The 10,917-nt window shown below is 72.9% G+C and carries 11 protein-coding genes, 1 tRNA gene and 1 pseudogene; 11 read left to right on the forward strand and 2 right to left on the reverse strand.

Features of this window, described 5'->3' with window-relative positions; all coding sequences use genetic code 11:
- Positions 1 to 44 precede the first annotated feature (44 nt).
- From tmk to KBY32_RS28475, 4 genes are all read left to right on the forward strand, one after another.
- Positions 45 to 3,239, forward strand: coding sequence for a dTMP kinase (gene tmk, locus KBY32_RS28460; RefSeq protein WP_210982116.1), 3,195 nt, complete (start codon positions 45 to 47; stop codon positions 3,237 to 3,239).
- A gap of 90 nt (positions 3,240 to 3,329) precedes the next feature.
- A complete protein-coding gene (locus KBY32_RS28465; protein WP_055625056.1) occupies positions 3,330 to 4,535 on the forward strand; it encodes a DNA polymerase III subunit delta' in 1,206 nt (401 codons plus the stop codon).
- Positions 4,536 to 4,660: 125 nt separating this feature from the next.
- Positions 4,661 to 6,289, forward strand: coding sequence for an alpha/beta hydrolase (locus tag KBY32_RS28470; RefSeq protein WP_210982117.1), 1,629 nt, complete (start codon positions 4,661 to 4,663; stop codon positions 6,287 to 6,289).
- Positions 6,290 to 6,464: 175 nt separating this feature from the next.
- A tRNA-Thr gene (locus KBY32_RS28475) sits at positions 6,465 to 6,541 on the forward strand.
- A gap of 42 nt (positions 6,542 to 6,583) precedes the next feature.
- Here KBY32_RS28475 and KBY32_RS35550 read toward each other — a convergent pair.
- Positions 6,584 to 6,816: pseudogene (locus KBY32_RS35550) on the reverse strand (integrase); the annotation flags it as partial.
- 251 nt (positions 6,817 to 7,067) lie between these two features.
- On the opposite strand from KBY32_RS35550, the gene KBY32_RS35555 reads away from it, so the two are divergent.
- The gene (locus KBY32_RS35555) at positions 7,068 to 7,535 is read left to right on the forward strand and encodes a hypothetical protein (protein ID WP_247690112.1); all 468 of its coding nucleotides are present in this window, start codon (positions 7,068 to 7,070) and stop codon (positions 7,533 to 7,535) included.
- 45 nt (positions 7,536 to 7,580) lie between these two features.
- On the forward strand, positions 7,581 to 7,922 hold the full coding sequence (locus KBY32_RS28485; protein ID WP_210982118.1) for a hypothetical protein: 342 nt from the start codon (positions 7,581 to 7,583) through the stop codon (positions 7,920 to 7,922).
- A gap of 146 nt (positions 7,923 to 8,068) precedes the next feature.
- On the opposite strand, the gene KBY32_RS28490 is transcribed toward KBY32_RS28485, so the two are convergent.
- Positions 8,069 to 8,248, reverse strand: a complete 180-nt coding sequence (locus tag KBY32_RS28490; protein WP_210982119.1) for a hypothetical protein — start codon at positions 8,246 to 8,248, stop codon at positions 8,069 to 8,071.
- A gap of 47 nt (positions 8,249 to 8,295) precedes the next feature.
- Between KBY32_RS28490 and KBY32_RS35730 the strand changes: the two genes are divergently transcribed.
- The 5 genes from KBY32_RS35730 (at position 8,296) to KBY32_RS28510 (ending at position 10,884) form a co-directional block, all read left to right on the forward strand.
- Complete coding sequence (locus KBY32_RS35730) at positions 8,296 to 8,418, forward strand: hypothetical protein (protein ID WP_282108031.1); 123 nt, start codon at positions 8,296 to 8,298, stop codon at positions 8,416 to 8,418.
- 13 nt (positions 8,419 to 8,431) lie between these two features.
- Complete coding sequence (locus KBY32_RS28495; RefSeq protein WP_210982120.1) at positions 8,432 to 8,719, forward strand: hypothetical protein; 288 nt, start codon at positions 8,432 to 8,434, stop codon at positions 8,717 to 8,719.
- A 149-nt stretch (positions 8,720 to 8,868) separates the two neighbouring features.
- A complete protein-coding gene (locus KBY32_RS28500) occupies positions 8,869 to 9,168 on the forward strand; it encodes a hypothetical protein (RefSeq protein ID WP_210982121.1) in 300 nt (99 codons plus the stop codon).
- A gap of 16 nt (positions 9,169 to 9,184) precedes the next feature.
- Positions 9,185 to 10,144, forward strand: a complete 960-nt coding sequence (locus KBY32_RS28505; RefSeq protein WP_210982122.1) for an ABC transporter ATP-binding protein — start codon at positions 9,185 to 9,187, stop codon at positions 10,142 to 10,144.
- Positions 10,141 to 10,884 carry a hypothetical protein gene (locus KBY32_RS28510; protein ID WP_210982123.1) on the forward strand — a complete coding sequence of 248 codons (744 nt, stop codon included), beginning with the start codon at positions 10,141 to 10,143 and terminating at the stop codon, positions 10,882 to 10,884. The genes KBY32_RS28505 and KBY32_RS28510 overlap by 4 nt, the downstream gene beginning before the upstream one ends.
- Positions 10,885 to 10,917: the final 33 nt, after the last annotated feature.

A 10,917-nucleotide genomic window follows, 5' to 3' on the forward strand; every position in this document is an offset into this window, starting at 1 on the left:
GGCGGGCGCGCCGGGCTGTCGGTGGGTCCCGATAGGCTGAACGCATGACGCGAGCCGAGCAGCCAACGGCCCACCCCGAAGCCCCCGACGACGCGCTGGTCGCCGACTCCCGAGAGCGTGCCCTCCGCGCCCTGCTGCGCCGGCCGCAGCTGAGGCGGCTGTGGAGCGCGCAGTTGGTCGGCGGTGTCGGCGACTTCCTCGCGCTGCTGGTACTGGTCCTGTTGGCCCTTCAGACGGCGATCGCCGAGGAGTCGTTCGGCGGCGGTTACCGCGGTGTGGCGTTCGCAGTGGCGACCGTCTTCGCCGTGCGCATCCTGGCGACGCTTCTCTTCGGTGCCGTGCTCCTCGGTCCGCTGACCTCGCTGACGTCCCAGGACGGTCCGCTCGACCGGCGCTGGACCATGGTCGGCGCCGACGGACTGCGGGCCGCCCTGCTCATCGTCGCCCCGCTCTGGATCGACTGGACCCCGGACAACGCGCTCGCGCTGCTGCTGGTGACGGTCTTCGTCACCGGCGTCGCCGAGCGTTTCTGGACAGTCGCCCGCGAGAGCGCGGCCCCGGCCCTGCTGCCGCCCCCGCCGCCCGAGGGCGCGACCGTACGGCCGCTGCCGGACCACCTGGACGCGCTGCGCCGGCTGTCGCTGCGCACCGGCTTCGTGGCGGTCCCGCTGGCCGCCGCCGCCCTGGTCGCCGCGTCCCTGCTGAACAATCTGCTCGGTGCCGGGCTCGACTGGTTCGCCCAGCACCAGGCGGCGCTCGGCTCGTACGTCGCCGCCGGTCTGTTCGCCGCGTCCCTGTCCGTCGTCACCTTCCTCGAGCTGCCCGACACGCGCACCCCGCGCGCGCGGTCGCCGCTGGAGGGGCTGCGCCGTCCCAAGACCGGCACCGGTGTCGACAAGGGCCGCACCGGCGCGATCACCCTGCTCGTGACGGCGTGTGCCGCCGTCGCCGCCGCGGTGTCCGCCGCCGTCGCCGTGGCCGTCCTGCACGCCAAGGACCTGGGCGGCGGCCCCGTCCTGTACGGCCTGATGGTGCTCGCCCTGACCGGTGGTGTCGTCGTCGGCATCCGTACGGCGCCCTCGGTGCTGCCCGCCCTGTCCCGGCGGCGCCTGCTCGCGCTCGCGGTCGCCCTCACCGGCGTCGCCCTGCTCGCCGCGGGCCTGGTCCCGGATGTCACCACCGTGCTGCTGATCCTCGGCCTGGCCGGGATCGGCGCGGGCGTCTCCGCCAACACCGGGCACGCGCTGCTCGACCAGGAGGCCGAGGAATTCCGCCGCCCCCGCACCACCGAGCATCTGCATGCCGTCGTACGGCTGTGCGTCGCGCTCGGCGCCGTGCTCGCGCCGCTGGTGGCCGCGCTGATCGGGCCGCACCGGCTGGAGAGCGGCAAGTTCGTCTTCGCCCATGGCGGTGCCGCCTTCACGCTGATGCTGGTCGGCGCGCTGCTGCTGCCCGTCGCCGTGCTGGTCCTGGCCAAGGTCGACGACCGGTCCGGGGTGCCGCTGCGCAAGGATCTGCGGGACGCGGTGCTCGGCGGCGACGACCCCGAGCAGGTGCCCGCCACCGCCGGTTTCTTCATCGCCCTGGAGGGCGGCGACGGCGCCGGGAAGTCCACGCAGGCCGAGGCGCTGGCCGAGTGGATCCGGGGCAAGGGCCACGAGGTCGTCGTCACCCGTGAGCCGGGGGCCACGCCCGTCGGCAAGCGGCTGCGCTCGATCCTGCTGGACGTGTCGAGCGCCGGGCTGTCGCACCGCGCGGAGGCCCTGCTGTACGCGGCGGACCGCGCCGAGCACGTGGACACCGTCGTCCGGCCCGCGCTGCAGCGCGGCGCCGTCGTGATCTCCGACCGGTACGTCGACTCCTCGGTCGCCTACCAGGGCGCGGGCCGTGATCTGTCGCCGACGGAGATCGCCCGGATCAACCGCTGGGCCACGAACGGCCTCGCCCCCCATCTGACCGTGCTGCTGGACGTGGCGCCGGAGACCGCGCGTGAGCGGTTCACCGAGGCGCCGGACCGGCTGGAATCGGAGCCGGCGGAGTTCCACGCGCGCGTGCGCTCCGGCTTCCTGACGCTGGCCGCGGCCGACCCCGGCCGCTACCTGGTGGTGGACGGCGCCCAGGAGCCCGAGGCCGTCACCACGGTGATCCGGCACCGGCTCGACCAGATGCTCCCCCTGTCCGAGGCCGAGATCCAGGCGCGCGAGGAAGCGCGCCGCAAGGCCGAGGAGGAGGCCCGGCGCAAGGCCGAGGAAGAGGCCGCCCGCAAGGCCGAGGAGGAGCGCCTGGAGCGTGAGCGCCAGGAGCAGCTCGCCCGGCTGCGCGCCGAGGAGGAGGAGCGCAAGCGGCGCGAGCTGGAGGAGGCGCAGCGCCGCGAGGCCGAACGGCAGGCCGAGGAGGCCCGCCTGCGTGCCGAGGAGGCGCAGCGCCGCGCGGAGGAGGAGCGCAAGCGGCTCCTCGCCGAGGAGAAGGCGCGGGCCGAGGAGGAGGCGCGCCGCAAGGCCGAGGAGGAGCGGCGCCGCAAGCAGGCCGAGGACGAGGCACGTATCCGTGCCGAGGCCGAGGAGCGGCGTCTGGAGAAGCAGCGCAAGGCGGAGGAGGCCCTGCTGCGGGCCGAGGAGGCCCGCCGGCTCGCCGAGCAGGCCGCGGCCGCCGCGCAGGCGGGCCCCCGGCCGGCCGCACCCGCGACGCCGGCCGCGCCGGACGACGCGATGACCGTGCCGACGCCGGTGGTCACCCCGGAGCAGGCGGCGGCGGGCAGGGCGGCCGACGAGACGACGGTCCTGCGCCCGGTGCGCGACGAGCGTCCGCAGGCCGAGGAGTCCGCCGTGGAGTCCACCTCGAAGCTGCCGCGCGTGTCGGATCCGTCCGGCGCGGCCGACGAGACGGCCGTACTGCCTCCGGTCCCGCCGGGTGCCGCGGACGAGACGGCCGTACTGCCGCCCGTGCCGCCGGGTGCCGCCGACGAGACGGCGGTCCTGCCGCCGGTGCCCGCGGACGGACCCGACGACCGCGTGCCGCCGGGGTACTTCCGCGAGGAGGAGCGCACGCGCGAGATGCCCCAGGTCGACGAGTCGGGCACCCCGCGCCGCCGCGCCCGCTCCGACTGGGCCGAGGAGACCCCGCTGGACGACCTGCCGACGCTGGCCGACGAGCTGCTCGGCCCGCACGAGGACGCGCACGACGGGCACGACGAGCGCCCCGACGAGGGCGGCGGCCGGGGCCGGGGCCGGCGGCGCTGAGCCCCGGCGGTCCGGCCGGACCGGGTTGTCAGTGCCGGCCCGCACAATGGACGCGGTGACCCGAAGTGTGACGAAAGGCGGGCGGCGCCCATGACCGTATGGGACGACCTGGTGGGGCAGGAGCGGATCAGCGAGCAGCTGGACGCCGCCGCCCGGGACGCCGACGCCCTGGTCACCGCCGTGGCCACGGACGCCCCGCCGCCCGAGGCGTCCAAGATGACGCACGCCTGGCTGTTCACGGGCCCGCCCGGAGCGGGGCGCAACCAGGCGGCGCGGGCCTTCGCCGCCGCCCTGCAGTGCGTCAGCCCCGACCGCGCCCTGGGCGGCTCGCCCGGCTGCGGCTTCTGCGACGGCTGTCACACGGCCCTGCTGGGCACGCACGCCGACGTCACCACCGTCGCCGCCGTGGGCTCGCAGATCCTCGCCGACGACATGCGGGACACCGTCCGCAAGTCCTTCACGTCACCGGCTAACGGCCGCTGGCAGGTCATCCTCGTCGAGGACGCCGAGCGGCTGAACGAGAAGTCCGCCAACGCCGTCCTCAAGGCCGTCGAGGAGCCCGCCCCCCGGACGGTGTGGCTGCTGTGCGCGCCCTCCATCGAGGACGTCCTGCCCACGATCCGCTCGCGCTGCCGTCATCTGAACCTGAGCACACCGTCGGTCGACGCCATCGCCGACATGCTCGTCCGGCGGGAGGGCGTCGAGCCCGAGGTGGCCGCCGCCGCGGCCCGTGCCACCCAGGGGCATGTCGACCGGGCCCGCCGGCTGGCCACGGACCCGGCCGCGCGGCAGCGCCGGGCGGCCGTCCTCAAGCTGCCCCTGCGGCTCGGCGAGATCGGCGCGTGCCTCAAGGCGGCCCAGGAACTGGTGGACGCCGCCGCCGAGGACGCCAAGCAGCTCGCCGAGGAGACGGACACCAAGGAGACCGACGAGCTGAAGGCGGCGCTGGGCGCGTCCCAGGGCGGCCGGATGCCGCGCGGCACCGCCGGTGTGATGAAGGACCTGGAGGACAAGCAGAAGCGCCGCCGCACCAGGACGCAGCGCGACAGCCTCGACCTCGCGCTGACCGACCTCACGGCGTTCTACCGGGACGTCCTCGCCCTCCAGCTCGGCTCCCGGGTGGCCCTCGCCAACACCGACGTCGAGGACGCCCTGCAGCGCCTGGCCCAGGAGAGCTCGCCGGAGGCCACGCTCCGCCGGATCGAGGCGATCGCCGCCTGCCGGGACGCCCTGGACAGCAATGTGGCGCCGCTGCTGGCCGTGGAGGCGATGACGATGGCCCTGAGAGCGGGCTGACGGAGGCGGCTTACCGCTCCTGCGGCCGAGGCGGGGAAGCGACCGAGTGACGCACGGTGTAACACGTACGAGCGCAGACATGCACGGAGGGCTTCCATGTGACTCCAAAGAGTTACGCTCGCCAGATGCACATCTGGCGCAGCACCTCAGCTCTCCCCGCCCCGGCCGCGAGCACGCCGGGCGCACGCGACCGCCGTCGCCGTTCCCGGCGGGCGGGCACCCTCGGCGCCCTGCTCGGCGCCGCCGCGCTGCTCGTCTCGGCCTGCTCCTCCGGCGGGGCGGCGAAGCCGGCGGGGAACCCGGCGGCCGGGGCGGCGCTGGCCGCGCTGCCGCGCTCGACACCGGCGGCCCTCGCGCCGTACTACGACCAGAAGCTGAGCTGGCGGGCGTGCGGGGTGCCCGGGTTCCAGTGCGCCACGCTGAAGGCGCCGCTCGACTACGCCAAGCCGGACGCCGGTCAGACCCGGCTCGCGGTCGCCCGCAAGAAGGCCACCGGCCCCGGCGAACGCCTCGGCTCGCTGCTGGTGAACCCGGGCGGACCGGGCGGCTCGGCCATCGCCTACCTCCAGCAGTACGCCGGGATCGGCTACCCCGTCGACGTCCGGGCCCGCTACGACATGGTGGCCGTCGACCCGCGCGGAGTCGCCCGCAGCGAGCCCGTCGAATGCCTCGACGGACGGCAGATGGACCGGTACACCCAGACCGACTTCACGCCGGACGACGAGAAGGAGGTCGGTGAGCTCGTCGACGCGTACAAGCGGTTCGCGGAGGGCTGCGGGGCGGACGCCCCCGGTCTGCTGCGCCATGTCTCGACCACCGAGGCGGCGCGCGACATGGACCTTTTGCGCGGGGTGCTCGGCGACGACAAGCTGGCGTACGTGGGGGCGTCGTACGGCACCTTCCTCGGGGCGACGTACGCCGGGCTGTTCCCGGACCGGGTGGGGCGGATGGTCCTGGACGGCGCGATGGACCCGTCGCTGCCCGCCCGGCGGATGAACCTCGACCAGACGGCCGGCTTCGAGACGGCGTTCCGGGCGTTCGCCCGCGACTGCGTCCGGCGCGAGGACTGCCCGCTCGGCGACGAGGCGAAGAAGGTGGGGACCAACCTCAAGGCGTTCTTCAGGAAGCTCGACGCGCGGCCCGTCTCCACCGGAGACGCGGACGGCCGCAAGCTCGGCGAGTCCCTGGCCACCACGGGTGTGATCGCGGCGATGTACGACGAGGGCGCCTGGCCGACCCTGCGCGACGCGCTGAACTCGGCGATGCGGGAGAACGACGGCTCCGGGCTGCTCGCCCTGTCCGACAGCTACTACGAGCGTGACGCCGACGGCCGCTACACAAACCTGATGTTCGCGAATGCCGCCGTGAACTGCCTGGACCTGCCCTCGGCCTTCTCCACGCCGGAGGAGGTCCGCAAGGCGCTCCCGGCCTTCGAGAAGGCGTCCCCGGTCTTCGGCGAGGGCCTGGCCTGGGCCACCCTGAACTGCGCGTACTGGCCGGTGGCCCCGACCGGACAGCCGCAGCGCATCGAGGCGCGCGGAGCGGCCCCGATCCTGGTGGTCGGCACGACCCGCGACCCGGCGACCCCGTACCGCTGGTCCCAGGCCCTGTCCCGCCAGCTCTCCTCGGCCCGCCTCCTCACCTACGACGGCGACGGGCACACGGCGTACGGGCGGGGCAGCGTGTGCGTCGACCGCACGATCAACGCGTACCTCGTCCGGGGGAAGGCGCCGGCCGCGGACAAGCGCTGCTGACGCCGGCGGCCGACTGCTTCGTTCCGTCGCCCTGTGCCGCCCTGTCCGCCCTGGCAGCAGGGGTCCGGGGCGGCGTGGGGGTGGCCTGCGGGGCGGTCCGGGGGCTGGTTCGGAGCACCACAGAAACTGTGTAGACTTACCGTCGTTGCCGATCGCACCATAGTGCGGGCAGCGCGCCGCCTTAGCTCAGATGGCCAGAGCAACGCACTCGTAATGCGTAGGTCTCGGGTTCGAATCCCGAAGGCGGCTCCATCCGAAGCCCAGCTCAGACGCCTCTGAGCTGGGCTTTTTGCATCAGCGGATGCGGCGACGGCGTGGGGAGCGGGCCGCACGGGTGTCGGTGGTCTCCGTTCTGGTCTTGGTGGGGGAAGGCGTGAAGGACTCTCCGCCTATCCACCGCATGGCGTCCTTGGGCAGGTGGCGACCTCCGTGTCTGGCTGATCGACGCCTAGCTCATTCAGGATCGTGCTGGCGGTGTGGCGGCTCCCGTCGTGCAGAGGGCGGTCATGGATCCCGGCCTCGCCAAGGGGCCAGCCGCCCTACCGCGGGCCGTGACCGCGAAGGGGCAGGTTCCGGGAGGCCGGTGCGGCGGCGAAGCCGAGGACACAGGCACCGATTGGGGTGAGGGGCCTGCTCGGCGCGGTGAAGCCTGTGCCTGGATGGCATGGCGTGAATTCTGTTGACGGCGCACAGTCAGAGATGAAACGGTGACGCAACGTCACGAGTGTGGCGTTTCGCGCAACTCCCCGCTGACCACGGGGAGAACAGAGGGGAACACATGCTTTACAACACTGCCGTCAAGGCAGCGCTGGCCAGTGCTGCCGTCATACCGGCCCTGCTGATACCGGCAGCCGGTTCTGCGTCCGCCGCGTCCCCCGCCTCCGGGGAGACCGTCACAACACGGGCCGACAGCTTTGACGCCAAGTGCAGGAGCCACAGCCGCAACTACGTCCTGAAGAAGTACTACCGAGGTCCCAAGGAGTTCACACTGCGCTGTGGTACCAGCACGTGGGGCTGGAAGCACATCAAGGCGCGGCACGGCTGGAACAGCACGATGGACCGGAAGATAAGCACTGCCATCTGGTCCGGGGACGCCAATGGTCGCGGTGGGTACTCCACATACGCCAATCAGTGCCCGCGGGTGGAGAAGTTCCGCACTATCATCGGTACCCCGGCCGGGACCAACGACCTCCTGACGGCCTACAAGGTCGATCAGCGTGCCGCCGTCGGCGCTGCTCGCTGCTGATAGCCGTCTGGGGTGTGGGCCGAGGTGAAAGGGTGGTTGACCTCCGTGGAGGAACAGACACCGGCCGAGCAGGCTCTGAGCCGCTCGTACGTCACCGCTGACGGAATCAGGTTCCACGTCGTCGCAATGACGGTCGAGCACCGTCCTGACCGCAGCGCGACGTTGACCTACTGGCTGACTGTGGGCGGCCAGGACCACCCGGATGAACGTTGGGTGGTCACCCTCCCCTGGGGCGACAAGTCCTGGGCGGATGTGTTCACCTCCCCCGCACCCCCTCCCGACCGACTGCAGCAGCTCGTGCACCTCGTCCACGCCCATCTGGAGGAGTGGTGGGACACCAAGGGGCACAACCGGCAGTCAGCAAAGATGGGACAACGGCTCAACTGACCGCCACCGCCGCGCTGCCTCCAGCGCAGTCCCGTGTCTGGCGCTGTGCGCGTTTGAGGCCATCCGGGCGGGCCGAGTCGTGGCCCGCCCGCGGGATGCTGGATGGCTGTCCAGTCGGGCCCGACGTCGCGTATAGCGCGGGAGCGTCAGTCGATCGGTGTCCGCTGGGCGAGGATCTCGGTCGGGCGCCCGCGCATGGAGTCCGGCGTCGAGCATGTGCTGGACCTCTCGGTCTGCCGCGCGGCGCGATGGGGCTTGGAGCCGCCATGGCACAGGCGGTCGCTGCCGACCAGGTTGTTCGGCCGCAGGGCGAAGTCGTGGACCATGACCGGAGCGCTACTGCCCGCGGGCGGTGAGGACCGGTACGGCCTCCATGTTCGGGGGTGCCCTGCCCGGCGGGCGCTGGACGGTCGTCCACCGGCTGTGTACGGCGTACGACGAGACGGACAGGGCGGGGCTGGAGTATCTGCGTGCCGCGGGCCCGCGGCCGGAATGAGTCGGCCGCCGAGGTGAAGCTGGCTCCGGCGGCCTCGACGGTCGGCCAGGCCGCCACCACCTCGAAGGACGTCCAGGGCGACCGGGCCGGGGAGCGCGGCCGGTGGTCCTGGATCATCAACAAGCTCAAGGACCTCGGTTCCGGCGCCTGGAACAAGCTGAAGGACGCGGCCCGCGCGGGCTACGACGCCTTCAAGAAGGCGTACGAGCGCTATGTGCCGTGGCTCGTCCGCAAGGCGATCGAGGTCGGCGCCACGGTGTACGAGGTCTACTCGGCCGTCCGGGACTTCATCGGTCTCTGATGTCCGGGCTGTCCGGACGGGCCGCCTCGGGACCGGCCGGACAGGGGCGCGGCGGACGCGGGTCCCGGAACCTCGTCGCTCCGGGGCCCGCACGCCGCACTCCCCACCCCACCGCGCTCCACCGGATTTCCCTTCGACTCAAGGAAGACATGAGTAACGAAAGCCCCTCCGTGACGCCGAACGAGGCTCCGTCCTCCGTCAGCGGTGACGCCTGGCCGGTACTGCCGCTCGGGCTGGCCGCCGCGCTGCTGCGCACTCTGGGCGACCACACCTGGGCGTACGTCCTGGGCGCGGTGATCGGTGGCATAGGGCTGCTGGCGGCGGTGATGGCGGTGGCCGAGTGCGTGCGCGCGGTGCGGCGCGGAGCGTCCGTCGGCAAGGCTGCCTGGGTGGTCTTCCTGCTGCTGGCCGGCGGGTTCGCCGTGGTCCACCAGCTCGCCACGGCCTGACGGGCGGGGGCAAGGGATGTCCACCATCGAGATCGACGACCTGACCAAGGCGTACGGCAAGAAGCGCGTGGTCGACGGCCTGTCGTTCACCGTACGCCCGGGATCCGTCACCGGATTCCTGGGACCGAACGGTGCCGGCAAGAGCACGACCCTGCGTATGGCGCTCGGCCTGACCCGGCCCGACCGGGGGACGGCCCGTATCCAGGGGCGCAGCTACCACGAGCACGCCGAACCGCTGCGTGTCGTGGGCGCCTTGCTGGACGCGCGCTGGGCGCACCCCAAGCGCAGCGCGCGGGCGCATCTGACGTGGCTCGCGCACAGCAACCGGATCGACACCGGCCGGGTGGACGAGGTCCTGACCAGGGTCGGGCTCACGGAAGTGGCCGAGCAGCGGGTCGGCGGCTTCTCGCTGGGCATGTCCCAACGGCTGGGGCTGGCCGGGGCGTTGCTGGGTGATCCGGGGATTCTGATTCTGGACGAGCCCGCCAACGGTCTGGACCCCGAGGGCATCGCGTGGATGCGTGGGCTCCTGCGGCAGCTCGCCGGCGAGGGGCGCAGCGTTCTCGTGTCCAGTCATCTACTGGCCGAAATGGCGCAGTTGGCCGATGAAGTGGTGGTCATCGGCCGGGGGCGGCTCATCAAGCAGTGCTCCATCGCGGAACTCACCACGGTCGACGCCTCCGCCGCGGGCGAGGTGCTCGTCCGCGGGCCCGAACCCGGTCGGCTGCGGGACCTGCTCACCCACGCGGGCGCCACCGTGACCGACGGCGTACCGGGGCCGGACCCGTCCGCACCGCCGCTGCTCGTCACCGGGCTGAGCTGCGAGGACATCGGCCGGGCCGTGGCCGGCGCGGGCCTCGTGCTGTTCGAACTGACCCCGCGCCGAGGGACCGTGGAGGACGCCTACCTCCAGCTCACGGGCAGCTCGGTGGAGTACCGGGGCTCGGTGCGCCCGGCGGAAGAGAGGGCCGTATGACCAGTACCGCCGTGCTGAAAGCAGAGGCGTACAAGCTGCGTTCGCTCAACTCCACGGCATGGCTGCTGGGCATCACCGCGCTGGTGTCGCTCACCCTCAGCGGTGTCGCCGTGCGCTCGCCCATGGAGGGGGAGGAGGCCGGGCTCTCCGAGGTCCTGGTCGGTCCCGCCTTCGCACAGTTCCTGATCATGGTCTTCGCGTCCCGCAGCGCCACGATGGAGTTCCGCACGGGCACGATCTGGCAGTCCCGGCTCGCCGTACCGTCCTGGACCCGGCTGCTGCTGGGGAAGGCCGGGGTGATCGCGGTGCTCGCGGCGCTGATGGGGGTCGTGCTGGGGGCGGGAGGCGTCGCCGTCGCGTCCGTCGTGGCACCCGACGCCGATGTCGTGCCCTCCGGGGGGCTCGAGTGGCGTCAGCTCCTCACCGTTCCCGTCGCGCTCGCCCTCATGGCCGTGCTGAGCCTGGCCGTCGGGCTCCTCCTGAAGAGCGGTGGCGCGACCATCACCGTCCTGCTGGTGTGGGCGCTGGTCGTCGAACCGGCGCTGTCCGCAACGGGGGACTGGCTGGCGGGGATCGACATCGGCCCGTGGATGCCGTTTCTGGCGCTGAGCGACTTCCAGGGGCAGTCCGGCGGGGTCTCCTTCCCGGGCGGGCCCTATCTGGCCTGCGTCTATGTGGCGGCCGTGACGGCGGCGCTGCTGGCCGTCGCGATCAAGGTGCAGGGGCGGCGGGAGCCGTGACGCCCGCATGCCCCGCGTGCCCCGTACTGTCCG

This window comes from Streptomyces sp. RK62, assembly GCF_018070255.1.
Taxonomy (GTDB): domain Bacteria; phylum Actinomycetota; class Actinomycetes; order Streptomycetales; family Streptomycetaceae; genus Streptomyces; species Streptomyces nigra.

What these genes read in the sequence shown, in the direction of transcription:
- KBY32_RS28490 (WP_210982119.1), bottom strand. Translation starts at nt 8,248, where the DNA reads ATGGTCCACGACTTCGCCCTGCGGCCGAACAACCTGGTCGGCAGCGAC.
- KBY32_RS28465 (WP_055625056.1), top strand. Translation starts at nt 3,330, where the DNA reads ATGACCGTATGGGACGACCTGGTGGGGCAGGAGCGGATCAGCGAGCAG.
- KBY32_RS28470 (WP_210982117.1), top strand. Translation starts at nt 4,661, where the DNA reads ATGCACATCTGGCGCAGCACCTCAGCTCTCCCCGCCCCGGCCGCGAGC.
- KBY32_RS28505 (WP_210982122.1), top strand. Translation starts at nt 9,185, where the DNA reads ATGTCCACCATCGAGATCGACGACCTGACCAAGGCGTACGGCAAGAAG.
- tmk (WP_210982116.1), top strand. Translation starts at nt 45, where the DNA reads ATGACGCGAGCCGAGCAGCCAACGGCCCACCCCGAAGCCCCCGACGAC.
- KBY32_RS35730 (WP_282108031.1), top strand. Translation starts at nt 8,296, where the DNA reads ATGTTCGGGGGTGCCCTGCCCGGCGGGCGCTGGACGGTCGTCCACCGG.
- KBY32_RS35555 (WP_247690112.1), top strand. Translation starts at nt 7,068, where the DNA reads ATGCTTTACAACACTGCCGTCAAGGCAGCGCTGGCCAGTGCTGCCGTC.
- KBY32_RS28500 (WP_210982121.1), top strand. Translation starts at nt 8,869, where the DNA reads ATGAGTAACGAAAGCCCCTCCGTGACGCCGAACGAGGCTCCGTCCTCC.
- KBY32_RS28510 (WP_210982123.1), top strand. Translation starts at nt 10,141, where the DNA reads ATGACCAGTACCGCCGTGCTGAAAGCAGAGGCGTACAAGCTGCGTTCG.